We start from the raw sequence: 25,912 nt of genomic DNA on the forward strand, positions 1-25,912 counted from the left end.
TCATTTTCATTGCGTCCTGTATCTTTTACATTCCTTAGTCCGTCTATCTTAATATAAATGAAAACCATTCCATGAGGAGTGATGTAAGTATGAAAAAGGCACTTGTTTTGGGAGGAACGCGCTTTTTCGGCAAGAGACTGGTGGAACGTCTGCTGGACAGTTCCGAGAACTCCATTACTATTCTCACGCGGGGCCACACAAACGATTCGTTTGGTGACCGCGTTCAACGGATCTGTGCAGACCGTACGGACCCGCAAGCGCTCGCAGAGGCGGTAGGTGAGCAAGTGTGGGACGTTGTTTATGATAATATTTGCTATTCCCCAGATGAAGCCAGCGAAGCCTGTCGTATTTTTGATGCTAAAGCCAAAAGGTATATTATGACCTCAAGCCTATCTGTCTATGATCCAAGCCCGGAAGCGGTGACAGAGAATATCTTCGATCCTCAGGCTTATCCAGTTCGCCAGGGCGGAAAGGACGATTTTACATATCAAGAGGCTAAACGGCAGGCTGAAGCAGTTTTTACGCAGCAAGCTACGTTCCCTGTAGTAGCTGTTCGTTTTCCGATTGTATTGGGAACAGATGATTATACGAAAAGACTTCATTTTCATATTGAACATGTTCGTGCAGGCCAAGAAATTGGAGTACCTAATCCCGCAGCCCATATCTCATTTATTCGTTCCGATGAAGCTGCAGATTTTCTGCTTTGGCTTGGTTCTGCTCATTTAACAGGCCCTGTAAATGCTTGTTCCGACGGTACAGTAAGGATTGGAGATATCATTTCCATTATCGAGCAGGTCACGGGAAAACAAGCTGTGATCCAAGAAAAAACAGCAGACGAGCATATGTCTCCATTCGGTATTACACAGTCGTGGTACATGGATACATCCAATGCCCAGTCAGAGGGATACTCATTCCTCTCCCTAAACGAATGGTTACCAGAGCTGGTAATCAGCCTGAACCGTACCTATGAATCATAAAAAAAGAGGACCCGAAGCTTCGGGTCCCAGCAAAATATATTATTCAAAAGGGGGTCATGTCTGTATTGTACCCGTCCTGTGTTAGAGTTGTTTTGCAGTTATATTTCATCTTTGTAACAAAATATTCCAATGTCATTTCTAGGCATAATCCCCTTGGGTCATTGAAAATACCAATACACTCGGCACCTCTCCTGAGGGATCATAGGCACCAATGGTGCGCAGCAGGCGCATCTTATTTTTCATAAGCACACGCATAGAAGCCTGGTTATTCTCTTGGCAACGGCTTTCGATCCGCTTGAGCTTCAAAGACTCGAAACCAAATTTTAGCATTTCTCCTACGACTTCTGTAGCCAGTCCCTGTCCCCAAAAAGGCCGATCCAGAATATAGCCCAGTTGTGCCTCACCCGTTCTTTCATTCCATTGCTGAAAAGAAACAATACCGAGCAACGATGAGGAGGACCGTTCGTTGAATTCATCATGCAGATTGCTCTCTCCTGTATTTCTCCGATGCCATTCCACCGCAAAATGTAGGGAGTCCAGTGAGTCAGCTGATATTTTAATTTGCGCAACCAGGCGTCTCATTCTTGCATAGACTGGCTTGCGAATTCGATTCACATATTGGATTACCAATGGATCGGATAAGATCCGCTCCAGCGCAGGATAATCCTCCGCTTTTAGCTGGCGCAATCGGACTCGGCGAGTGTAAAGCTCCGGCAATCCGAGACGAAGCATTTCTCTGGTCAGCACAATGTTCCCTCCTGCGGATGGATTCTGCTTTTAGCCATGCATATTTCCATACTTAATCCAGGTCCTGAATTCCCCGATAAATTCCGGTACGCAGCTCTCGAATATAATATGCCAAAGAAGGCACATCTGCCTCCTCTGCTTGTTTTACTGCCAATTCTATATCATAGGGTACTCGTACAAAATGAATGGAAAAAGGCGTGAGCTGCTCCTCTCCCCATCGCCCCTCTAAAATGCAGTAGGAAGCCTGGGTAATATCCAACGGATTCCCGACACTCCCAACGTTAAAAAGTGTTTTTTCCTGAAAATGCTGGATAAAGGCATTATGCACATCCCCATATCCCACAACCTCTGGAGCAAAAGGTACTTTTCCACTTTCTTCAGCTAGCGGATCGAACATGGCAAGCCTTTTGGCTGGCTCATCCCATGGCTGTACGCGATGATACACACTTTGCGGCGAGGCATGCACCAAGCGGAAACGACGTCCGCTCATTCTGAAATCATAATGAAACGGCAACTGTGCCAAATACTGCACTCGGTCTGCACCCAAACGTTCGGCTTGCCAGCTAAAATTGAGATCATCCGTTATGCTAACCAGCTCATCCCAATTGCCCCGAACGACGACTTCACAATGTTGACGGATAGCATCCAGAACCTCGCACGGGCTAGGCCCTTTGCCGATCAGATCCCCCAAACAAAACACACGGCTGATGCCTCGGGAAGCAATATCCTCCAGCACCGCCTCACAAGCAGGCCAATTGCCATGAATATCTGAAATGACAGCAATACGATCCATCTGAATCTCACTCCTTTGTCCGAAACGGCTACATCTCTACACTACATTCAAGCCAACATTATGTAGTTCCAACATATATGATGAAGATGAAAAAAAGATCATGACCTATTGGCCAGATTTTAACGTAATAACACTAAGCTCCGGTCTGCACAGCACCCGTATTGGCAAATGTGTCATACCAATGCCTCGGCTGACATACAGTGGCATTCTATCCGTTCCCACATGAAATAATCCCTGAATGTACTTGCGTCCACCAGGGGGCGGCATCGGTGCTCCAATGACAGGCAAACGTACCTGTCCCCCATGTGTATGTCCTGACAATTGAAGATCAAAGGACATTTGTGCCGCCACATCTGCATAGTCCGGCTCATGCATCAGTAGCAGCTTGCACATCTCATCAGGCAGTCCGTGGATTGCACGCTGCGGATTGGGCTTGCCCATGATGTTATCCTCCAAGCCGACGATGGCCACACGTTGTCCCGCGCGCTCTACAACCGCATGCTCATTTCTCAGCAGTGTAAATCCGGTTTTTGGATATAGCTCCTGAACGCCGGCGGGTAAGCCTCTATAATCATGATTGCCCAGAATAGCAAACTTACCGAGGGTAGCGTGCATGGAAGCCATAACTGGAACAGCAGCCTTCATCGATACGGAATAATCATCTACAATATCGCCTGTAAAACAGAGCAAATCCGGCTCCAGACCTGCTATTCGGTCCGCAAGCTCGCTCAGATCCTGCTCATCCATGTGAAACCCCAAGTGCACATCGCTGAAATGCACCACCCTAATTCCGTCAAATGCAGACGGAAGACGAGGGAGAGACAAGTTGAAGCGTGTAATCTCCAAATGATTAGGCTCCCATAAGGAGGCATATCCTCCAGCCAATAGTGCAGTTCCTGCTGTGGCTAAAGCCGCCTTTTTCAAAAAACGGCGGCGGGAAGGATTGGCTGGCTCATTTGATAAGGAACGCCGCGAAGAACCGGGAGGGATAGTGGCCTCCTGATGTGGGCCATCCTGACTCTCGCGGCGGATTTGCGACATCTTCTTCATTATGCGTTCCCCCTTGCGTTCTGTCCTTTCTATCTCATTTCTCAGCACTTCCTACTGTCCAAATGCTTTAGCGATGAGTGGACAACCACTGCTCTGCATAGTCAACCAAATCTCGTTGCCTTGCGAAAAAACATGAAGCCTCTCCAATGTTCACCCGCATAAAGGATGTGGGACATTCCCGTTCAAAATCAAGTCCCAACTGCTCAAAATCATCCGAGGTAATATTATAATCCTGAAAAGACACCCACGTTTTGGCCCCATCCACAATCATAGGGGCTTGATGCGTGACAACTTCACGTCCATTGTAGGCTGTTCGATATTCTGCCAAATGTAAGGAGGTGTTGCTGTCATGTCCGCAGCCCAGCAGCAGTACATAGGCATCTGCCTCATACAGCTTTGCCAAGGGCGAATGCTCACCCAGCCCAAAATCAAGCTCATGCGCTTCCAGCAAGCCTATAGCAGCAGGTCCACGCCCCGCCAGAGAAACGTGCGGGTGCCCGCTGCGCACTGTTCCCGGCAGGCCACGGAACGTTTCTACAATGACGCCCATCCCTCCGGTCAGCGTCCAGGCCGGATCATAAGCGGGCATTTCCTCGCGGACCAGTTCCCACCACGACTCATCCAGAGGCGGGTTCATCCAGGTGGACGGATCTGTCAAGTCGTGTGACTGTGTTGGCATCACCAGGGTCCCTTCCCGGCCAATCGCTTCGGTTAATGCGGCAAGAATGGTGGAGGCCCCGCCTGGAACAAAGCGCCCAAAGCTGCGCATCGACGAGTGAACAAGCAATGTCATGCCGCTCTGAACTCCCAGCTCCTTTAATCCTTTCATTACATCCGACCTCGTGACAGGTCGATTCGTTATCGGTTGCACAGTCACCTGTCCAGCCTCCTTTTCTCCAAAACGATACACAATATTATAATTATACCATAAGTGCTGTCCCTCGCTCCTTCCTCCATGTTACCCTCCATCATTCCTGAGCGCAAAAAAACAGGCTTTCTCCGGTTGGGAAGAAGCCTGTTTGAGTACAACCTATGGGCTGGCTCTGCTACACAGTCAGCCAGCGCTTAAACATATGCTTAGTCGTTTGCTTGTTCATTTCGGCAATAGAAGTTGTCAACGGAATGCCTTTCGGGCAAGAGCGTACGCAGTTTTGCGAATTACCACAGCCTTCTAGCCCGTCGTCCGTCATCAATGCATCCAGGCGCTCTTCCTGATTCATTTCCCCTGTCGGATGGCTGTTAAACAGGCGAACCTGAGATATCGCCGCAGGACCGATGAACGTCGTCTTCTCATTGACGTTCGGGCATGCTTCCAGACAGACACCACAGGTCATGCACTTGGACAGCTCATACGCCCACTGACGCTTTTTCTCTGCCATTCTAGGACCCGGTCCCAGATCGTAGGTACCGTCAATCGGAATCCACGCTTTGACCTTCTTGAGCGCGTTAAACATCCGGCTGCGGTCAATGACCAAATCCCGTACTACCGGGAATGTACTCATGGGCGCAATCGTAATCGGCTGCTCCAGCTTATCGACGAGCGCTGCGCACGCCTGACGTGGCTTGCCGTTAATCACCATAGAACAAGCTCCACATACTTCCTCCAGGCAGTTTGACTCCCAGCACACCGGAGCCGTCTCTTTACCTTGGCTGTCTACCGGGTTACGCTGAATTTCCATCAGCGCGCTGATCACGTTCATTCCCGGTCTGTAGGCCAATTCAAATTCTTCCGTATAGGAACTAGCATTAGGCTCATCCTGACGAGTAACCACGAACTTCACTGTTTTATTCGACTTCACTGCTTGCTCCGACATCTAAATACACTCCCTTCTGTTATTTGCTCTTGGAATAATCTCGAACACGCGGCTTGATCAGTGAAACGTCGACCTCTTCATACGAAATTTGTGGTCCTTCCGGTGTCCAATCTGCAATCGTCGTTTTCAGATAATCTTCATCGTTGCGGTCCGGGAAGTCCGGCTTGTAATGGGCCCCGCGACTTTCGTTGCGCAGCAGCGCCCCTTTGGTCATCGCTTCAGCCAGTTCCATCATATTCCACAACTGCCGTGTAAACGCTGCACCCGCATTATTCCAGCGCGAAGCGTCATTAATGTTAATGTTCGAGTAACGCTCCTTCAGCTCCTTGATCTTGTGAATCGTAGCCTCCAGCTTGTCATTATAACGAACCACGGTCATATTGTTCGTCATCCACTCACCCAGCTCTTTGTGAAGAACATAGGCATTTTCTTTTCCGTCCATATGCAAAATACGCTCATACTTCTCCGTCTGCTGATTGACTGCGGCATCAAATACCGAAGAAGCTACATCCTGTGCAGACTTTTTCAAGCCCTTGATATATTCCACAGCCTTTGGTCCAGCCACCATCCCGCCATAAATGGCCGACAGCAGTGAGTTTGCACCCAAGCGGTTCGCTCCGTGATACTGGAATTCACATTCACCAGCTGCGAACAGACCCGGTATATTTGTCATTTGGTTGTAATCGACCCACATGCCTCCCATTGAATAGTGAACAGCCGGGAATATTTTCATTGGGATTTTACGCGGATCGTCGCCGACAAATTTTTCATAAATCTCAATAATGCCGCCCAGCTTTACATCCAGCTCTTTCGGGTCCTTGTGAGACAGATCCAGATAGACCATGTTCTCGCCGTTAATACCCAGTCCATCATCAACGCATACGCTGAATATTTCACGTGTCGCAATGTCGCGAGGGACTAGATTTCCATAAGCCGGATATTTTTCTTCAAGGAAATACCATGGCTTTCCGTCTTTATACGTCCAAATGCGACCGCCCTCTCCCCGTGCCGACTCGGACATGAGACGCAGCTTGTCGTCACCGGGTATAGCCGTTGGATGAATCTGTATAAATTCACCGTTCGCATAGCGAACGCCTTGCTGATACACTGCACCGGCAGCCGTGCCGGTATTAATGACGGAATTTGTGGTTTTACCGAAAATAATCCCGGGACCACCAGATGCCAGAATAACGGCATCCGCTGCAAAAGTCTTCACTTCCATCGTACGCAAATCTTGCCCGCAAATCCCTCGACAGATGCCTTCATCATCCAGTACAGCCTGTAAAAACTCCCAGTTCTCGTACTTGGTCACCAAACCAGCAGATTCCCAGCGTCGTACCTGCTCATCGAGAGCATACAGGAGCTGCTGTCCTGTCGTCGCACCAGCAAAGGCTGTGCGATGATGCTGGGTACCGCCAAAACGGCGGAAATCCAGCAGTCCTTCTGGTGTCCGATTGAACATAACACCCATACGGTCCATGAGATGGATGATTCCCGGAGCCGCTTCGCACATCGCTTTTACCGGCGGCTGGTTTGCCAGAAAGTCACCGCCATAGACTGAATCGTCAAAGTGAATCCAGGGTGAGTCTCCCTCACCTTTGGTATTTACCGCACCGTTAATGCCACCTTGCGCACAAACGGAGTGGGATCTTTTGACCGGAACCAAAGAAAATAAATGAACGTGGACTCCCGCCTCTGCCGCCTTGATCGTAGCCATTAGACCTGCCAGACCGCCGCCCACGACAATAATATTGGATGCTGCCATTTCTGCTCACTCCTTCTTTTCAGGATTTGTACTAAATCCCCTTTTACCATTCAAAATAGAATCTCAACACGATGTATAATTTAAATAACTCGTTTACAGTAGCTGTTTAAAAGCGCTGCAATGCACCAAGACTGTTGCCGTTTCTTGGAATTCCGCGCTACGGAATGCAAGCAGGGAAGCAACGAAGCCGATCGACACCACCACGAACAGGGTCATACAGATATAGGAAGATACTTTTTGGGCACGTGGTCCCACGGTAATCCCCCAACTGACCATAAATGCCCACAATCCATTAGCAAAGTGAAATGATGCCGAAACGACACTGATTAAATACAAAATAAAATAGACCGGGTTCGTTACTATGCCATGCATTACGCCGCCTAGCTCCTCATGAGTGACATTACCCAGGGCCACCTGAAAGCGTGTGTCGTATACGTGCCAGATAATAAATACAAACGTAATGACTCCGGAAATACGCTGGAACAAAAAGCGCCAGTTACGCGAATAGCCAAACCTTTTGACATTCGGATCAGCCTGATAAGCGATATACAAGCCATAGATCCCGTGGAACAGTAATGGCAAGTAGATGAATAACGTTTCTAACACAATAACCAGCGGCAAACCATTCAGGAAGGCCACGCTGCGATTAAAACCTTCCTTACCGCCCTCCACCGCTGTGAAGTTCGTCACCAAATGCTCAACAAAAAATAGAGCCAACGGAATGACGCCAAGAAGCGAATGCAGCTTTCTGGAATAAAATCCTCTCATCTAGGTCATGCTCCCTTCTCCCAATAATAGCGTTTTCAATAGTAATATAACATATAAAATGACAGTTCCCGACAGGGAATGTTCAACAAGGTGTCCCTTATAAGGAAAAACAAAAGTGTGAACATCTTGTGTCGCTTTCATGTTACTCCTTTTCGGCTTATAATGGAATTGCAATATACGTATTAATTATTATGTCTTTTTTGCATATAGAGAGGAAGTGGAAGATTTGTTTGAGGATTTGAACGCTTTTGCCGTCGTTGTCGAGCAGTCCAGCTTGAATAAAGCCTCAAAACTGCTGAATTTGTCCCAACCCGCCCTGTCTCGCAAAATTGCCAAGCTGGAGGAAGAGCTGGGTGTCCATCTCTTTGATCGTCGGGGCAAACGGCTCGAAATTACATCAACTGGCCGATTTGTATATACTTTCGCGCTGGAGCAACGGCAACGTCAGCTTCGCTTCTTACAAAAGCTGTCACAGCACAAAAATGAAGCCCAGAGCATGCTTACTCTGGGCGCAAGTCTTACGACACTCCAAACGACGTTGCCTACCCTCGTCGAGGCTTTCATGAGCAAGCATCCTCAGACTGAGCTAAAGCTGCTCACCGGCAAAACGCATGAAATCGTCGCCTTTGTACGCGACAAAAAAGCAGACGCCGGCGTTGTCGGGTCTGCCATTCATGAAGCTGGATTACGCTGCATTCCGTTATTTGACGATCATTTGGAGCTAGTCGTCCCCATCGGACATGAATTAACTGTCAAGACAGGAACGGCTTCAATGAAGGACCTGCAAGGATTGCCGATGATCATTTTCTCCAAAGGAACCTGGTACCGCAGCCTGACGGATGACTTGTTCCAGCGCAGCGGTATTATGCCGGATATCCGCATGGAAATCGACTCCTTCGAGGCGATTGTACGTCTGCTTCCAACCTGCAAGGCATCCGCTTTGCTGCCCAAATCCTACTTGCGCAGCGAACTGCTGCGAGATAATGGACTTACTGCATTGTACTTGCCTGATTTGAAGGAGACACGCCGAACGACCTCCCTCATATACTCAGAAACGGCCGATCTCGGCCCGACAGCACGACGCTGGATTAGCGAGACACGTGCATCGTTTGCAGGCTACCGTATGGTGTAGAGAATTTAACCCTCTTCATTGACATTAACGACCTCATCCTCAAAGCGGCCGATATTGTCATTGGAGCCGATAATGACCATAATATCGTCTGCTTTCAGCCGATCCATAGCTGTCGGCGCGATCAAAATACCATTCGCCGTATGAAGTGCCACGATGCTGCAACCAAAGCGGGTACGAGCATTTAATTCTGCTAACGTTTTGCCATTCAGACATGCAGGCACATTGAGTTCCACAATGCTGTATTCCTTGGACAGCTCCAAATAATCGAGCAGATTAGGCGTGACCAGCTGATGCGCTACCCGAATACCCATATCTCGTTCCGGATAAATGACTCGGTCCACCCCAAGCTTCTCTAACGCACGCCCATGCAGTACAGATATAGCTTTGGCTACGACTTTTCTCACACCCAGCTCCTTCAGCAAAATGGCGGTCAGGATGCTTACCTGAATATCATCACCGATTGCAACAATGCCGCAATCGAAATTACGGATGCCCAGTGACCGCAACGCATCCTCATCTGTAGCGTCTGCCACGACAGTATGTGTCAGAATCTCACTCATACTGTCCACAACATCCTCATTCCGATCAATGCCCAGTACCTCGCACCCCATATCCACCAATTGCAAAGCCAGGCTTGAGCCAAACCGTCCCAAGCCAATGACTACAAACTGCTGCGTTTTCATATCTACTCGAAAACTCCCTTACCCTATAATTATTTTACCTTCTGGATGACGATACAATTCCTTACCCTTTTTCGGTCCCAGTGCATAAGCTAGCGTGAGTGGACCCAGCCTGCCTGCAAACATCGTCAGAGTAATCACCAGTTTGCCTACAACTGTCAAATCAGGTGTAAGCCCCATGGACAGTCCTACCGTACCAAAGGCAGACACCGTCTCGAACAAGATCATCAGAAAATGATGATCTTCGGTTGCGGACAGAATCATCGTCACCCCAATCACGAACAGCAACCCCAGCAAGGTAATAGTCAAAGCCTTATAAATGCGTGCCTGCGCAAGTCGGTACCGGAACAGCACAATGTCTTCCCGTCCCCGCAGCATCGAAAACACCGCTCCAATGAGCAGAGCAAATGTAGTGGTCTTAATCCCGCCTCCAGTGGAGCCAGGCGAAGCCCCAATAAACATGAGTATGATGATAAAAAACTGCGTAGCCTGCCGCAAGCCTGCAATGTCCAGCGTGTTGGCACCTGCGGTGCGAGGGGTAACGGACTGGAATAAAGAACCCAGCAGTTTACCACCCCAATCAAGCGAGCCAAGCGTCTTCGGATTCGTAAACTCAAATACAAAAATGACAAGCGTCCCGACGACAATCAGAGCAGCTGTCATGCTGAGTACCACCTTGGTATGCAAGGATAGTCTCTTACGCTTGCGATAATCTGCCAGGTCAGACATCACTACAAAACCAATACCACCCGAAATAATGAGAAACATGGCTGTAAAATTAACAATCGGATCATATACATAACCTGTCAGGCTGCGAAATTCACCGAATAAATCAAAACCAGCGTTATTAAACATGGAAATGGCATGCCAGATTCCAAAATAAATCGCCCTGCCGACAGGCATATCAAATGACCAGCGAATCGAAAAAATAGCTGCACATACTCCCTCAATCATCAGCGAGTACCATAGCACCTTGCGGATCAATCCAACAATTCCTTCGACAGAGGTCTGATTCATCGCTTCTTGCAAAATAAGGCGCTCCCGCAAGGAAATGCGACGTTTGAACACCAGCGCGATCAAGGTAGCCATGGTCATAAAGCCAAGACCACCGATCTGGATCAGCGCAACGATAACGATTTGACCAAAGGTTGTAAAAAAGAGCCCTGTATCCTTAACGACAAGTCCGGTTACACAGGTCGCGGACGCGGCAGTAAACAAAGCGTCTATAAACGCAAGTGGTTTTCCAGTTGTATTAGAGATGGGCAGCATTAACAATAAACTACCTATTAGAATGATAATGGCAAAGCCTGCAACGAATATCTGCGGTGGAGAAAGCCGAAGCCAGCGTGCATTGGGATTCATCTATTCATCACTTCTCTCCTAATCCTTAAAACTATAAAAACAGTGACTTAATACGGTGTAAGCCCGCTACGCGTTCCATTTATCTTCCGATCGTCGTTGCCCCTGATTTTTTTGATTTTCCAAACCTTAAGTAGCTATAATTAACATTCCCTGAATACAGGAAGAATGCATGTCAAACACTACTCGGCTCCCTGTGCTATTGGCGAGCAGCAGCGAAGGGGGCAGAATTGTTCTGAAGAAGCGAAGCGTTTGCCTTTATCTCCGGATTTTAACCATTAAAGGGTTTATACAATCAAAAAAAATCCGGGGATAACAGCAATCAGAAGAATAATCTGAACCCGCAGCGGTCTAACCAATCCAAACACTTTTATACACACAAAAAAAGACACCGGAAAACCGAGTGCCTGACTTGGTTCCTGCCCACAGCCTACGAGGTTAGCTGACGGATTCGGACAGCACAGTATGCCCTATTTACACTTCCGGTCCATCAGGATCGGCTGTAAAATTCACCCCAGTAACATGGTTCCCCCGTTTTCTCATAGAAATTCGGCTTAAATGTATATCATTACCCATATATTTCATAGGCATTGCCTCAAGATTATAATCCTTCTCTATCCAGATCACAAAACCGATTTCGCCGAAAAAACGTGAAATTGGCTTTAATTCGCGAATAGACATCGGTTAATCACAGCTTATCTAATTTTATTAAAACTTTAAAGTGCTTTCACTCTGTTTTCATGAATATCGCTGGTCTGTTGGCGGGAACCTGTGCAGTATGATATCTTTAATGGATGTTCTTATTTACAGATTAAGGAGGAAACTCATGAATCCTATCGGGAAACCGGTCGTGCTCACGGCCAACTTCAAAAAATTAGGCTTGCTGGGCGGGGTTGGCCTGATTTGCTTTTTTATCTTTCAATTGCTTATTCCCTCAATTAGCAATCCAAGTCCGGAATCATTGGTGAATGCAAAGGTCATCAGCAAACAAGAAGCGGTCATACACGCCCTGGACTTCGCCCGTTCCGAGCTGGGCTATACGGAATCACAGCCAGAGAAGCCCGTCGTAACCTATCAGGCTGAAACAGATTTGTACGGGTATTTATCCAGAGAAAAATTGGTTCAAGAGTACGATCGTACATGGAAAAAAAATTATCCATATGAAACCTTTCGGGTTGATTTGCCTGACTCCTCAGCGAAGGGCAAGCTGCAAATCCATGTGGATTTATCCACTGGGAAGGTCGTTAGCTTTAAACGGATCACCTCCAGCACCAATTACACACAGGCTGATGTTTCTACAGATGAACAAGCACGAAGCAGACTTGTACGTGTAGCTGAGGGTGACATGACGCTCGAAGCCAAGGAACAGGCTGCAGCAATATGGATCAAACGCTTTGGCTTTAAGCCATCTGAATTGAAGCTCGCGACCACTGAGGGAGAAGGTGGATTAAAATATACCGTGGACGGAAAGAAAATCGGCGCCTCGGTACTTACGCTGGCTTTTACTTTTGAAGACGGGGATGTTCGCTCGTTTACCCAAAGCTTTTCGGCCCCTTCGTCCTATACCGACTATGTTAAAAAGCAAACATACTGGGCTAATTGGATGACTTATGCGGGTTATGCCCTATTTAGCTTTGTCCTGGGCGTACTTGCCATTGTGTATGCGTCACTCACCCGACGACATACTTCATTTGTTCGCGGTATTATTCTGTCCATTGTATACTTTATTGCTAGTATAGCTGGGACAATGAACATGCTACCTTTATTGCAAGCTGAAGCAGGCAGTAAGGGCATGCTTATATTTCTTATGGTATTCCAGGTTGGTGTTACCTTCTTCATGGCTGTAGCTATCTATTTCTCCTTGGTAGGCGGTGACGGGCTTATGCGTCAGGTTGGACTAAATGCATGGCCACGGGCCAAAGAGCCAGGCTACGGACTGTATGTGCTTCGCAGTATGTATGTTGGTTACTTGTGGGCCTTCATTTTACTGGGCGTACAATCCATTTTGTTCTTTGTATTGGAGCGCACATTTAATACGTTCTCCACTACAGACGCCACGCAGTCCCCTTACAATATGGCTTATCCATGGCTATTGCCGATTATGGCTTGGATGGCAGGTATTGGAGAAGAAACTGTTTACCGTCTATTTGGTATTCCGATGGTAAAAAAAATAGTCAAGAATACGTTTGTTGCTTGTCTGATCACTACGCTTATTTGGGCACTGGGACATACGCTTTATCCGATCTATCCGGTGATTTCAAGACCAATTGAACTGACTTTTCTTGGTTTGCTGTTTAGTTTCGTGTTCCTGCGTTACGGCTTTATCGCTGCCATGTTCAGCCACGTTATTTTTGACAGCATATTAATGGGACTTAGTGTGATAAGTCTGGGAGACACCGTGAATGTGAGCGCCGGCCTATTCTGGATCTTACTTCCGGCTATTGTAGGCTACATCATTTACTGGTTTAGTCCCAAAAAACCTAATCGAATCATGTTTGAACCCATGAAAAAAGAGGAGCCGTATTCTACGACTCCTCCTCCCGAAGGGCAGCTATAATCTGACGAGCAAGTTTATCCCCAATAGAGAGAGGCCGGAAGTCTTCGACGCTGGCCTCTCTTATTTTTTTGAGCGACCCAAAATGCTTAAGCAGCAACTTACGCCGTTTCTCTCCAATGCCCGGAATGGAGTCCAACTGGGAAGTTACCATCGATTTGCCGCGCTGCTCCCGGTGGAACGTAATTGCAAAACGGTGAACCTCGTCCTGAATCCGTTGCAGCAAATAAAATTCCTCGCTATTGCGCGCAAGCGTCACGGCTTCAAATGTTTCTCCCATCAGTAGTTGGGAAGTTCTGTGTTTGGCATCTTTCACCAAACCACACACAGGAATAAACAAGCCCAACTCATTTTCCAATACATCGGTTGCCGCTTTAATTTGTCCACGCCCGCCATCGACAATGATCAAATTGGGACGTTCAAGATTTTCCTTCAGCACACGTTCATATCGACGCCGAATAACTTCACGCATCGTTTCATAATCATCTGGTCCCTGCACAGAACGGATCTTGTATTTTCGATACTCTTTCTTGGCAGGCTTACCGTCAATAAAGACGATCATGGCCGACACTGGATCGGAACCCTGAATGTTGGAATTATCGAACGCCTCTACCCGATGCAGACTATCCAGCCCAATGGCACGTCCCAGATTGCTTGCAGCTTTGGAGGTCCGTTCCTCATCCCGCTCGATCAGTTTAAACTTCTCATCCAAAGCAACACGTGCATTTTCCGTCGCCATACCCGTCATTTGCTTTTTCAGCCCACGCTGTGGCACAAGTACTTTTACATCCAACCATTCAGCCAGAGCGAGAGCTGCCGTAGATGGGTCCTCCAGTCCACCGGATAGTTGAGTTTCTGTTTCTGTTTCCCCGGTTTCTTGGTCACCAACTTGAGCTTGATTCGTTCCTTCTGCATAAGCTGCCCGTGCTTCGGCTACCCGCAGTGGATCAGCAGAACGGTCTGACTCCGTTTGTACTGCTTCCTCATCTGTAATCCCGGTTGTCTCAGCTGTAATTGCACTGTAAAGCTCAGTTTCTGTTGCAATCGGTTGATCGACATCAGTCGATTTTGCTTTCATCAGCTTAGGAGAATCCGGCAACAATATCTCCTGCGGCACTGCCGGGTTGTCACTGTAATATTGCGTCACATAGGACATAAAATCACTGTAAGCTTCACCGTAGAAAGGGAAAGTCGACATATGGCGCTCAATCATTTTACCCTTACGGACATATAGAATCTGTACACACATCCAGCCCTTATCTACCGAAAAGCCGAATACATCCCGGTCCTTCGCATCAGATGTGGTGATTTTCTGCTTTTCCATCATCGCGTCGATGCTAATAATCTGATCCCGCAGCTCCTTGGCACGCTCAAAGTACAATTCCTCTGCGGCCTCCTGCATTTTACGTTGGAGATCCTTTTTAATTTCCTCATGTCCTCCACTCAAAAAGGAACCAATCTCCTGACTGATCTGGTCATATGTTTCCTTCTCAACCTCTTTCACACAAGGTCCCAAGCACTGATGCATGTGATAATACAGACACACTTCTTTTGGCATCACACCGCACTTGCGCAGCGGATACATACGATCCAGCAGCTTTTTCGTCTGATGTGCCGCGTAGGAATTAGGGTACGGTCCAAAATATTTCGCTTTATCTTTCAGAACGCGACGGGTTACCTCCAGCTTGGGGTGTGCCTCGTTCGTAATTTTCAAGTACGGAAAGGTTTTATCATCCTTCAACAGCACGTTATAACGCGGCTGGTGCTTTTTAATAAGGTTGCACTCCAGAATGAGCGCCTCCATATTGCTGCCTGTAACGATATATTCAAAATCACGAATATCGGCAACCAGTCGTTGCGTCTTGCCGTTATGGCTACCTGTAAAATAGGAACGAACCCGGTTTTTCAACACTTTGGCCTTGCCGACATAAATGATGGTGCCTTCGCTGTTCTTCATCAGGTAACAGCCTGATGCATCCGGCAGCAATGCTAATTTGTGCCGTATATTCTCCAGCGCCTTCTCCTGGTTCTGCAAGTCCTCCGCATAGGATTTCATTCGCCCGGTTCCTCCTTCCATTCTTAATGACTACTCAACTAACTACTTATATTATATAGGAATAATGCACAAAAACGCCCCCGGTATATATAACCGGAGGCATTGACTGTTCATGGCGCTCCACCAAGCCCCCGCAGGAGCATGGGTCACATTCCATGATTATTGGTGTTTAGTAAGCATGCTTTTCAATGCTTCTTTAGAGTTCAAGCCTACCACTTTATCAACAGGCTGTCCGTCTTTGAAGACGATCAGGGTAGGAATACTCATCACGCCGAAACGGGAAGCAGACTCTGGATTTTCATCCACGTTCACCTTCGCGATTTTGACACTATCGCCAACTTCTGTGGACAGATCCTCCAGAATTGGAGCGATCATTTTGCAAGGACCGCACCATGGCGCCCAAAAATCAACCAAAACGGTTCCTGTGCCTTCGACTTCTGCGTTGAAGGATTGATCGGACACGTTAACAATTGCCATTGTATGTTCCTCCTTTATAGAAAAGTCAAGATTATTATAACCTGTAATGTCTGTTTCGACACCTTTTAATTATATCACAATAGTCTTTTAATTGTAAGATATCAAAAGAGCAGGAAAATACCGCTTATCCTCGCTGATTTTTCCCCTTGACGGTAATGACATCTACAAAAGGACGAATCCGGTCCATCAAGCGTTGTCCCTTGTACATTTCCTCTCCGTCTTTGCTTGTAAAGCTAAGATGCTTCTCTAGCCCTTGCAGCGAGTAATTGGAAGTATAAAAGGTCGGTTTGCGGTTCATTCGGTAATTCAAAATGGAGCCCATTACATGGTCCCGTACCCATGGACTCAAATTTTCAGCACCAATATCGTCAAATACAAGTAGATCACAATTTTTAAGCATTTCAGTCGTTTCCTTGAGCTTCTGTCCATCCTGAATCATGGATTTTAAGTCCTCCACAAAATCAGGCATGTACACAATCACACCGTTGAAACCCGACAGAGCCAACTCGTGCAACAGATAGCCCATCAAAAAGGTTTTTCCCGTACCAAACGTACCTTCCAGGTACAGCCCTTTTTTTAATAAACCCTGACTTTTGGTTTCCTCAATATAGCGGAATACCTGATTTACTGCAGGCACGCGTTGCAAATCCTTGCGCGCAATTTCAACGGCATTATAGCCTTCCAACAGCGCGCGCTCATCTACATAAAAGCTTTTAATTCGCTCGCGCACCCGTTGTTCATGCTGAGAAGCAACCAGCTTGGCGCACGGGGTCCGAATGTCCACCATTTCCGCTGTTCCATTTGGGTACTCCACGCCCAGCTTGCAAAAGTGACCCTGAAAATCGTTAGGACACCGTTCCAGTCCCGGACAGTTGTCGCAATTTCGACGATCCCGGGTATACTGAAAGAGCATACTCATATTAAGTCGCAATTGCGTTTCGTCCACATCAGGATGGGCAGCACAAAATTCCTTCACCAGCGGATCATTTAGAACCTGATCGGCTACGCTGCGAGTGCGTTGGCGAAACGAAGGGTTCTGCATCTGCTGTAGCAAATCACCGAGTGATTCCAAGGACACTCCTCCTTTCTAAAATGTGCAGAGTTATGGAGGGCGATTGACGCTTCGCTGCCGACCGCCATAAAGTCGACACATTATTGAATTGGCTTCCATTACACCTTTTTCTGTTTACCGGATTGCAGTCGTTCGGCCAGGCGAAGCAGTTCATCCAGTTCTTCCTCGGATACGGATTCCTCGGAAGGTTGATCTTGTACGATCGGAATAGACGGCTTGGCAGGCCCATTGTTTTTGGCATACGTGCGGGATCTGCCTCCCGAAGAAGAAGCAGTAGACTGTTTTCCTTTTACCTTGGCTTGATCCCTTATATATTGAACGGCTTTTTCGTAAGTGTTTACCTGCTTTAGCAGCATGTTGGAGGCAACGGCCTCGACAAAGTTGCGGTTAATCCGTTGATCGCTCCCCGATACGAGCAGTGACATTAAATAATGGATCAGCACATTGATGACTTCACCAGGCAGCTTATAGCTGATATCTATCTTCTCGAATATATCCAGCAGGTTACCGGGAACCGTGCCAGGGAAAAAGGTTTGCAGCAAACGGCGATAAGGCTCGTTGCGCAGCATCATATTATATTGGTGAATGTCACACTTGGCTGTGAATTGTGGTGGTACCTCTACATAAAACTCCATTTCCACAGCCTGCTCTGCAGGCGGCTCATCAGGTGTGGAAGTTTCCCTCTGGCGCAAGGCAACCACCTTGGCGGCCTGCACCTGCTGTTCCTCCTGACGCTTCCGTTCCTGCCTGGAGTGCTGGCTAGCCCGAAGCTGAAGCTCGTCGAGCAATAAGTCACCTGCTTCGGTAAAAATGCCGTCCTCATCCAGCAAGCGGCTGATATCCTGTACAGAGAGATCAAATTTACGTACCACGTAATTGACCATACCTAATTGCTCGTGTTCAAATCGAAGACGCTCCACGTGCTTGCGATTGGCGGATTCACGCGGAAAACGAAGAATAATATCGGCATAGTTCAATGCTTCCTCCGATTCGGACGCTAATGCTCCAGTCTGACGGCTCGTGGACACCTCGGACAGCGCCTGTTCCAGCTCATAATCGATAACATGGGTGTTCAGCTCAAACAGCTCATAAAACGGAACCGAAATATTCTCTTTATTATGGGAAGATTGCGACCATTCGCTAGATTCCCTGCTCCACAACGATTCTCTCAGAGAAAGCACTGCAAACTTACCGATTTTGTCTCTCAACAAAAGGGTGAGGTGCTGCGTTCTGAAAAATTCAGCAGGTGCGAGCGGTGGCTGCATCTCATATTCATACATATAATCGTCCGTTTCAGGCGCATACAATCTGGACGTCTGCAACAGACCGACAGCCTCCAGCTTGGAGGTCTGTTCAATCAAATACTTGCGTCCCTTCTCACTTGGCTCCAGTCCCAGTGTCAGAAAAAGTCGACGTTGCTGTTCCAACGGCGAATAACCGATCTGTCCGACTGGCACATGCTGGAACAACAGTCGATATAGACTGACCGCAAATGCGCCTACCATCGGCTGATAGACACTTCCCAGCATCAATTCATCCAGTGCGCTCAAGCCAAATTCCCGATAAACGCAGTAGCGGTGGTTCTCAGTATAGTGCAGCAGGTTTTTCATCCGCATTCCGACATTCTTCCTTTCCTGACATAACGTTCTCCAAGATGTTTTACTATTCTATCATACTTGCCCTCGGGTGGGACCAACAAAATAAGGGCAATTGTCCTCCTTTTTGGCAGCCGTATTCGTCCGAGTTCTTCTTTTTTCGAGAATACTAACTATTTTATGACTTTTGTGACCTGCATCATGGAAAAATAATATTCTTCACACTTCTTTCATTGGTGAAAAGCTCCAAATTGAGCTACAATATAATGGTTAAACATCGTATTGGATACAGGAACGATATACGGAAGTACACATATTTCGGCTAAGCCGATTACATTTACAGATCGTAAAGGAGTGTAGATCGTGAATCAACATCAACCTCAACAAACCCCAGCAACACCCAACGAAGTAACCTCCACACTGGAAGGCTGGTATGCGCTTCACGATTTCCGGTCCATCAACTGGACGGCATGGAAAACCGCAGACGATGAAGAGCGCGCGGGAGCACTGGACGAGCTTCAAGAGTTTATGAAGGAATGGAGCATTACCGAGGAAGCAGGCCTGGGCAGCTCGGCTGTCTATACTATAGTCGGACAAAAGGCTGATTTTGTTATGCTGCACCTGCGTGAAACGCTGGAAGACCTTAATAAATTGGAGAATGAGTTCAACAAAACAACCTTCGCCAAATATACGACCAAAACTTATTCTTATGTAAGTGTGGTCGAACTGAGTAATTATTTGAGCAAGGAAGAAGATCCAATGCAAAATCCACAAATTGTCGCACGCCTGAAACCTGTATTAAACAAGGCTCGTTATATTTGTTTCTATCCAATGAACAAGAAACGTGATCTGGATGACAACTGGTACATGCTTTCGATGGACGAGCGTCGCACCTTGATGCGCAGCCACGGTTTAATTGGACGCAGCTATGCTGGCAAAGTAAAGCAAATCATCTCAGGTTCCATCGGCTTCGATGATTGGGAATGGGGCGTAACCCTGTTCTCCGACGACGCACTTCAATTCAAGAAGCTAATTTATGAAATGCGTTTTGATGAAGTCAGTGCCCGTTACGGTGAATTCGGCTCCTTCTATGTCGGCAGCGTGTTGAATGAAGAGACATTTGAAGACATGCTGAAGCTGTAAGACGCAGAAATCAACTCTTTACTGAAAAAAACCGAGGATTTCGTGAACTCCCACTTTCGGGACGACGGAATCCTTTTTTTATAAGATCTAAAACTATAATAGAAGAGAAAAGGCCCCCTCACGGGCGCCTGATAAAATGTATTTTTCATGATTGCCCAGGTAATAAGCCAAGAAATAATAGCTCAGATTATTGCATCACAGGCTCCACCACTACGGATGTATTCTCACTTTTCGCCAGCTTTCTTTTCTCCAGAGCAATCAAAATAAAGATAATAAGCAGCAAACCACTTAGTAAAACCAAAAAGCCTCCCAACTCGGGAATAAAATATTTTAAGCTCCCACCTTTAAAGCCCATACCTCTCAAAAACTTGAAATGCCAGGTCAATGGGAGAATGTTACTTACATATTGCAGCGATGGAGGCAGCATAGCCACTGGCAATTGAGCACCGCTCAGTAAAAACGAAGGCAGTATAATTAGCATGAGGCGTGAGGAAGCTTTTCCAGGATTCGCAGCATTCCACCCTAAAACCATCGCAAACAAACTCAACGTAATCGTGTATAGGAAAAATGGAATACTGAGCTGCCATACATTCGCTTCAAAGCGTAATCCCCCAATTTGCTTAAGTAAACCAATGGACAGGTAAAAGGACACACATCCTACTAACGCATACGGTAACACCCTAAGAATCAAGCTATACGAATGCTGAAGCTCCTCTTTTAATCTTCCTTGCTCCCGCAATCGCGGGACGATTGTCAGTACAGTAGCACCAATCAATGAAATCATGACCGTATTAATGAATCCCATAACCGAGGTCATCAAAGTAGCATTGGTAGGATTATATAACAGGCGCTGCTGAAGCAGCATATTAGAAGTAAGCCCTGTAACCTGGCTGTCACTCATTCCCATGCCCTTTAATCCACCACCAGCCAGCATCGCATTTTCCGTCGCCATAATCTCTGTGACTGCCGAGCGTAGATTTCCAGTAGCCTGACCTACCGTATTATCCACATAAAAACCGATGTTGCTCTGAACTCCTTTGATCCTATTTTCCTCCAACCCAGCCGGGAGGTAAATCACCGCAAAAAACTTTTCATTATATAAGAGTAAATTCGGATCGGCTTCATTCTCTTGCACATGGCGTACATCAATATACTGCGATGCATCTAATTTATTAATAAGCTGTCGGCTATAACTGCTATGATCTAAATCGACTACTGCTATAGAGGCATCGTTAAGCTGATTATTTTTAAAAACAAATCCAAAGGCTAGAGCTACTATGATAGGAACGAGCAGCATAACGAAAACCATCTTACCGCTGATCAACAGCTTCCATTCTTCTATAAACGCCTTCATTTCGTCACAACCTCTACCGTCATTCCAGGTAATAATTCAGATGTGCGCTGAACATCCACCCGTACTTGGAAGGAGCTTATATCCGACAGACCTTTGTCCCGACTCATTCTCATGTTGGTATACTGAGGAGCAGAAGTGATGTACCTCACCTTGCCTTGGACATCTTTATCTAAAGCTACAACGTGCGAAGTCACATTTCCCCCAGCTTTAAACTGTGACATGGAATCCTCACCCACATAAATATCGTAGTATAGCTGACTGGTTTCGATAACGGCGCCCGTTGCCCCCGTAGAAACGATCTCTCCCATTTTAGGTACAATACGCGACACCTTACCATCTGTGGATGCCTTCAGCACCATACGTCCCCGCTGTAATTCCAAAGTTTTGAGTTGAACACTTAATGCCTGCTTTTGTTGAGCCAGAAGATCCACATTGTATTCGCTATTCTTAACATCTTTTCGTGTTTGCGAGGTTTGAGTCAAGGCTTCCTTGGCTTTTTCTGTTTTGATACGAGCCTGCTGGCGTTCCTCAGCCGTTGCGCCAGCCTCCATTTTATCCAAAGCGGTTTGCTGCTGAGCGATCCCATTTCTAGCAATGTCCGATTGTTTGCTAGCCGCTGTAATCTGGTTATTAGAAATTTCAACCTGATCCTTAGCTGTATCCAACAAGATTTGGGCATTATCCAGTTGGTTTTTGGCGTTATCCAGTTCTGCTTTGGTTCCAGCTCCGGCATCATATAACGCTTTGATACGCTTGTAATTCACATTAGCCAAGTCCAGAGCCTGTTGTCTGGATGATACTGTTTTTTGCGCGATTTCCGCATTCCTTTTGGCTGTCTCTACTCCTGTCAGAGCTGCGTCCAACGATTGCTGTGCTGCTTCAATAGCCAGCTTTTGTCTTAGAATATCCTCCGCACGTGTTCCTTGATTTAATAAGGTCTCTCCTGCTTGCGCGGCTTGAATGTCCAATTGTCCCTGTTTTTCTGAAGTTGAAATTTTCTCCGACTGATTTTGCAGCCCGTCTTTAGCCTGTTTTATTTTCACATCAACCTGTGCGATATCCGTTTTTAATTTCTCAATTTGCAAATCAAGGTCTACAGGATCAAGAGTCATGATTACATCCCCTTTTTTCACCTGTTGTTCTTCCTTCACCTCAATCGTGTTTACTCTTCCCCCTACACCCTGAAAAGCAACATTCACGGTATCTGCCGTAAGCAGTGTGTTTTTTTGTTGGGCTGCCATACTCACAGCATCCTTGCCGCTCATTGCCATCAGCGTACCTCCAGTACCTAATGCGACAACAAGTAGCACGTACACAATGATCTTTTTATTCATTGCAACAAACTCTCCTTCATGATGATTTAACCAATGGTAGTTAAAAAAATAATTTTCAAAAACAAATAAGGAACCTGATAGTATGACGTCTAACTATTTAAGCCAGGAAATTAATTATTTCCGTTTTATCCGCTCAAGTCCTGAGGAAAGCTTATTTAATAACGTAGCAAATAGAATATGATCCTCCTGCGTAAATTCATTCATTAACTCCGAAAAAAGCTGGATGAACATCGGAATTTTTTCCGTCATTAACTGTTTTCCTTCATCAGTCAAGGAGATCGCAGTCATACGTCGATCCGTCAGCGTACTTCTGCGGATGATGCCGTCCCGTTCCAGCTTATCAATTACGCTGGTTACTGTTGAACGAGTAACCCCTGAATATTCAGCCAGCTCTGATGGAGTCAATGCACGTTCATGTAAAAACAATGGCACTAAAATTTTCAGGTTGCCTACAGATAACCCATATTCCGAGAGTCTGGAAGACACTCCATTGTACACTTCATGTGCTGCCTGCACGAAAAGTACGAACGTATTCAACGATTGGGAGTCCACATTTGGAAATTTTTCAGTCAATAAATTTATTCTCTTGGGATCGGCATTGATTTTAAAATCAGAATTCAACGTGAAGCTCCCCCTCTGTAATTAGTAATCATACTATACGTCGTCGAATAGTTATGAGTCAATATCTTTTTTTCGTTCACCTTAAAATAAAAAAGGTCTCCAAGCTCCTTTCAAGGAGTAATGGAAACCTTCTGACGTTAGAAAAACCGCCCTTTTTTCAGTACCAGTGGAATGCCGCCAATGATGAACAGATAGCGTAGATCTACGATTTTTTTCAACTGTGCGGCCACCCAGCCTTTGATTTTGCGTTTACCTACTACGGCGACGGCTTCGCCCTTTCCAAGAGATGCAACTGTACCCTTATTGGAGAATACGAACTTGTGCAGCTCCTTTTTGCGGAGCGTAGCGGCCAGATTCTTGGCACAAAGCACTCCTTGCTGCATTGCAATTTGGGCAGTCGGTGGATAAGGGCGGCCTTCGGGATTAAACATCAGAGAACTGTCCCCGATAATGAAAATATCATCGTGACCCGGTGCACGCAGAAAATCGTCGATTTTCACCCTTCCACGCATTACTTCGAATCCGGCTTTCTCGATCAAACCGTTCCCACGGATCCCACCCGTCCAGACGACCGTGCAGGCTTCAATTTTCTCACCCTCACCGACGATTACACCATCCTGCAGGCATTCCTTAATCGGAACTCCAATACGGAAGTTAACCCCTTTACGTTTGAGGACATCCATCGCATACTCCACCAGTTCAGGATCAAACCCTGGTAATGCTGTAGGAGCTGCCTCAACGTTAATGATTTGAATTCGATTAAAATCGATGTCGTAAGCTTTAGCCAGCTGTGGCAGACGATCCGCCAACTCCGCTACAAACTCAATGCCACTAAAACCAGCGCCCCCTACGACGAAATTTAGACGACCTGGCTTACCATCATTTTTATACAGGGCCAGCTGGTATTCAATATGCTCTCGAATCAGGCGCACAGAGTTAATACTGCGAATCGTCAGCGCGAATTGATCCATCCCTGGAATACCGAATGTTTCCGGCTCCCCACCTAGTCCGATAACCAAATAATCGTAGGATAGCGAGCCATCCTCCAGCACGATTTTTTTCTCCGTTGGTATGATTTCCTTAACTGTTCCTTTGACTAAATCCACCTTGAACTCATCGATGAGCTGCGCAATCGGAATCCTCGAATGCTCAATCGTATCCGTGCCTGCCGCAGGCATGTGAAGATGAGTCGTAATATAGTGGTAATCATGACGGTTGATTAGCGTGACAGTTGCCTCATTGTGCTTGAGCTCCTTTTGCAATTGCTGAGCCGTCAATATTCCGCCATATCCAGCGCCCACAATGACAATTTTGGGAATACTGCTCATGCTTCTACCCCTTCCGATATACATAATCATTCAATATTCACAACTTTTCTCTCAACACGGTTAATTTATACTCACAGGAAAGTCTTCATCAAATATTAATCGCTTTAACTTTGCAAGAGGAACCCAGCAGTTTATAATGATAAGCAGTGAATCATACGTTCGGCGGCTATCTGAACCTCTATGCGGCTGATTCAATATCTACAATTCATACTATCCCTTTCGGAGGTGTTTTTAGAGTGACAGCTCAATCCACAGGTGCGGAGATCCGCGATCTGATCATAATCGGAGGCGGTCCAGCCGGTATTTTCGCCGCTTTTTACGGAGGAATGCGTCAGGCATCCGTCACCTTAATTGAAAGTATGCCCCAACTGGGCGGCCAGCTTGCAGCCCTTTATCCTGAAAAATATATTTATGACGTTGCTGGCTTTCCTAAAGTGACTGCACAGGAACTGGTCAACAATTTGGTTCAACAAATGAACCATTTTAATCCAGAGGTGCAGCTAGAAGAGAAAGTTGTATCGTTAGAGAAGAAAGAAGAACGCCACTTCATCGTCAAAACAGACAAAGGTGGCGAGTATCATGGTAAAGCGGTTATCATTACCGCTGGCGTGGGTGCTTTCGAGCCGCGCAGACTGGAGCTTCCAGGTGCTGATCGTTTTGAAAAAACGAATCTGCATTACTTTGTCAGCGACCTGAGCAAATTTGCAGGCCGTAAGGTACTAATCAGTGGCGGCGGTGACTCTGCTGTAGACTGGGCCCTTATGCTGGAACCGATTGCAGAACAGGTTACATTGATTCACCGCCGTGACAAATTCCGCGCGCATGAACACAGTGTCGAAAACCTCCTCGCTTCCAAAGTAAACGTGATTACACCAACGGAAATTGCAGAATTGCATGGGGAAGATACGATTACGAAGGTCACTCTTGCTCATGTAAAAACCAAAGAAACTCAGGAAATCGAAGTGGACGATGTCATTGTTAACTTTGGATTTGTATCCACACTTGGCCCGATTGCTGAATGGGGAATTGAAATCGAAAGTAACTCCATCGTGGTCGATTCTCGTCAGGAGACGAATATTCCTGGCATTTTCGCTGCAGGAGACATCACCACCTATCCAGGCAAGCTCAAGCTGATCGCGGTTGGCTTTGGTGAAGCCCCTACGGCAGTCAACAACGCCAAGGTCTATGTAGATCCAGACGCCAAGTTGTCTCCCGGTCACAGCAGTAACATGAAAATGTAGTTAATTTAGACTATGACAAAAAAGGGTATTTTACTCCAGGTTTGAATCTCTG

General features: G+C 46.7%; 22 protein-coding genes and 1 riboswitch. Of the genes, 5 read left to right on the top strand and 17 right to left on the bottom strand.

The window, feature by feature from the left end:
- Positions 1-89: 89 nt before the first annotated feature.
- Positions 90-977, top strand: coding sequence for an NAD-dependent epimerase/dehydratase family protein (locus tag OIU26_RS17250; RefSeq protein ID WP_264217510.1), 888 nt, complete (start codon positions 90-92; stop codon positions 975-977).
- A gap of 138 nt (positions 978-1,115) precedes the next feature.
- On the opposite strand, the gene OIU26_RS17255 is transcribed toward OIU26_RS17250, so the two are convergent.
- From OIU26_RS17255 to OIU26_RS17285, 7 genes are all read right to left on the bottom strand, one after another.
- A complete protein-coding gene (locus tag OIU26_RS17255; RefSeq protein WP_264217511.1) occupies positions 1,116-1,724 on the bottom strand; it encodes a GNAT family N-acetyltransferase in 609 nt (202 codons plus the stop codon).
- A gap of 52 nt (positions 1,725-1,776) precedes the next feature.
- Complete coding sequence (locus OIU26_RS17260; protein ID WP_264217512.1) at positions 1,777-2,517, bottom strand: metallophosphoesterase family protein; 741 nt, start codon at positions 2,515-2,517, stop codon at positions 1,777-1,779.
- 105 nt (positions 2,518-2,622) lie between these two features.
- Entirely contained in the window at positions 2,623-3,567 is a 945-nt protein-coding gene (locus tag OIU26_RS17265) for a metallophosphoesterase (RefSeq protein WP_165081594.1), read from the bottom strand.
- Positions 3,568-3,634: 67 nt separating this feature from the next.
- Positions 3,635-4,444 carry an AAC(3) family N-acetyltransferase gene (locus OIU26_RS17270; protein WP_264217513.1) on the bottom strand — a complete coding sequence of 270 codons (810 nt, stop codon included), beginning with the start codon at positions 4,442-4,444 and terminating at the stop codon, positions 3,635-3,637.
- Positions 4,445-4,613: 169 nt separating this feature from the next.
- Positions 4,614-5,381, bottom strand: coding sequence for a succinate dehydrogenase iron-sulfur subunit (gene sdhB, locus OIU26_RS17275; RefSeq protein ID WP_013372870.1), 768 nt, complete (start codon positions 5,379-5,381; stop codon positions 4,614-4,616).
- A gap of 19 nt (positions 5,382-5,400) precedes the next feature.
- Positions 5,401-7,146, bottom strand: a complete 1,746-nt coding sequence (gene sdhA, locus OIU26_RS17280; protein WP_013372871.1) for a succinate dehydrogenase flavoprotein subunit — start codon at positions 7,144-7,146, stop codon at positions 5,401-5,403.
- 93 nt (positions 7,147-7,239) lie between these two features.
- Positions 7,240-7,914: a succinate dehydrogenase cytochrome b558 subunit gene (locus OIU26_RS17285; RefSeq protein ID WP_264217514.1), complete on the bottom strand. Its 675-nt coding sequence runs from the start codon at positions 7,912-7,914 to the stop codon at positions 7,240-7,242.
- Positions 7,915-8,140: 226 nt separating this feature from the next.
- On the opposite strand from OIU26_RS17285, the gene OIU26_RS17290 reads away from it, so the two are divergent.
- Entirely contained in the window at positions 8,141-9,046 is a 906-nt protein-coding gene (locus OIU26_RS17290; protein WP_058711984.1) for a LysR family transcriptional regulator, read from the top strand.
- Positions 9,047-9,051: 5 nt separating this feature from the next.
- Here the strand turns inward: OIU26_RS17290 and OIU26_RS17295 are convergent, their stop codons facing one another.
- Positions 9,052-9,729, bottom strand: coding sequence for a potassium channel family protein (locus tag OIU26_RS17295; RefSeq protein ID WP_013372875.1), 678 nt, complete (start codon positions 9,727-9,729; stop codon positions 9,052-9,054).
- Between the two features lie 18 nt (positions 9,730-9,747).
- Positions 9,748-11,088 carry a TrkH family potassium uptake protein gene (locus OIU26_RS17300; RefSeq protein ID WP_264217515.1) on the bottom strand — a complete coding sequence of 447 codons (1,341 nt, stop codon included), beginning with the start codon at positions 11,086-11,088 and terminating at the stop codon, positions 9,748-9,750.
- Positions 11,089-11,497: 409 nt separating this feature from the next.
- Positions 11,498-11,650: riboswitch (cyclic di-AMP (ydaO/yuaA leader) on the bottom strand.
- 261 nt (positions 11,651-11,911) lie between these two features.
- Here OIU26_RS17300 and OIU26_RS17305 point away from each other — a divergent pair.
- Positions 11,912-13,642: a type II CAAX endopeptidase family protein gene (locus tag OIU26_RS17305; RefSeq protein WP_264217516.1), complete on the top strand. Its 1,731-nt coding sequence runs from the start codon at positions 11,912-11,914 to the stop codon at positions 13,640-13,642.
- Here OIU26_RS17305 and uvrC read toward each other — a convergent pair.
- The 4 genes from uvrC to OIU26_RS17325 form a co-directional block, all read right to left on the bottom strand.
- Positions 13,611-15,695, bottom strand: a complete 2,085-nt coding sequence (gene uvrC / locus OIU26_RS17310; RefSeq protein WP_264217517.1) for an excinuclease ABC subunit UvrC — start codon at positions 15,693-15,695, stop codon at positions 13,611-13,613. The two genes, OIU26_RS17305 and uvrC, sit on opposite strands and share 32 nt — an antisense overlap.
- A gap of 159 nt (positions 15,696-15,854) precedes the next feature.
- Positions 15,855-16,172 carry a thioredoxin gene (trxA, locus tag OIU26_RS17315; protein WP_010347861.1) on the bottom strand — a complete coding sequence of 106 codons (318 nt, stop codon included), beginning with the start codon at positions 16,170-16,172 and terminating at the stop codon, positions 15,855-15,857.
- A gap of 124 nt (positions 16,173-16,296) precedes the next feature.
- On the bottom strand, positions 16,297-17,244 hold the full coding sequence (gene dnaI / locus OIU26_RS17320) for a primosomal protein DnaI (RefSeq protein ID WP_013372880.1): 948 nt from the start codon (positions 17,242-17,244) through the stop codon (positions 16,297-16,299).
- Positions 17,245-17,342: 98 nt separating this feature from the next.
- Positions 17,343-18,860: a DnaD domain protein gene (locus OIU26_RS17325; protein WP_264217518.1), complete on the bottom strand. Its 1,518-nt coding sequence runs from the start codon at positions 18,858-18,860 to the stop codon at positions 17,343-17,345.
- Between the two features lie 342 nt (positions 18,861-19,202).
- On the opposite strand from OIU26_RS17325, the gene hemQ reads away from it, so the two are divergent.
- Complete coding sequence (gene hemQ / locus OIU26_RS17330) at positions 19,203-19,982, top strand: hydrogen peroxide-dependent heme synthase (RefSeq protein ID WP_264217519.1); 780 nt, start codon at positions 19,203-19,205, stop codon at positions 19,980-19,982.
- Between the two features lie 187 nt (positions 19,983-20,169).
- Here hemQ and OIU26_RS17335 read toward each other — a convergent pair whose 3' ends face one another.
- From OIU26_RS17335 to OIU26_RS17350, 4 genes are all read right to left on the bottom strand, one after another.
- A complete protein-coding gene (locus OIU26_RS17335; RefSeq protein WP_031462159.1) occupies positions 20,170-21,336 on the bottom strand; it encodes an ABC transporter permease in 1,167 nt (388 codons plus the stop codon).
- Positions 21,333-22,670, bottom strand: coding sequence for a TolC family protein (locus OIU26_RS17340; protein ID WP_264217520.1), 1,338 nt, complete (start codon positions 22,668-22,670; stop codon positions 21,333-21,335). Before OIU26_RS17340 ends, OIU26_RS17335 begins: the two co-directional genes overlap by 4 nt.
- A gap of 114 nt (positions 22,671-22,784) precedes the next feature.
- Positions 22,785-23,291 carry a MarR family winged helix-turn-helix transcriptional regulator gene (locus tag OIU26_RS17345; protein ID WP_165081583.1) on the bottom strand — a complete coding sequence of 169 codons (507 nt, stop codon included), beginning with the start codon at positions 23,289-23,291 and terminating at the stop codon, positions 22,785-22,787.
- Between the two features lie 137 nt (positions 23,292-23,428).
- Positions 23,429-24,619, bottom strand: a complete 1,191-nt coding sequence (locus tag OIU26_RS17350) for an NAD(P)/FAD-dependent oxidoreductase (RefSeq protein WP_165081581.1) — start codon at positions 24,617-24,619, stop codon at positions 23,429-23,431.
- Positions 24,620-24,855: 236 nt separating this feature from the next.
- Here OIU26_RS17350 and OIU26_RS17355 point away from each other — a divergent pair, with 236 nt between their 5' ends.
- Positions 24,856-25,860 (top strand): NAD(P)/FAD-dependent oxidoreductase, encoded by a 1,005-nt coding sequence (locus tag OIU26_RS17355; protein ID WP_013372889.1) that lies wholly within the window; start codon positions 24,856-24,858, stop codon positions 25,858-25,860.
- Positions 25,861-25,912 lie beyond the last annotated feature (52 nt).

Origin of the sequence: Paenibacillus sp. BT-177, from assembly GCF_025846815.2 — a bacterium.
GTDB classification, from domain to species: domain Bacteria; phylum Bacillota; class Bacilli; order Paenibacillales; family Paenibacillaceae; genus Paenibacillus; species Paenibacillus polymyxa_C.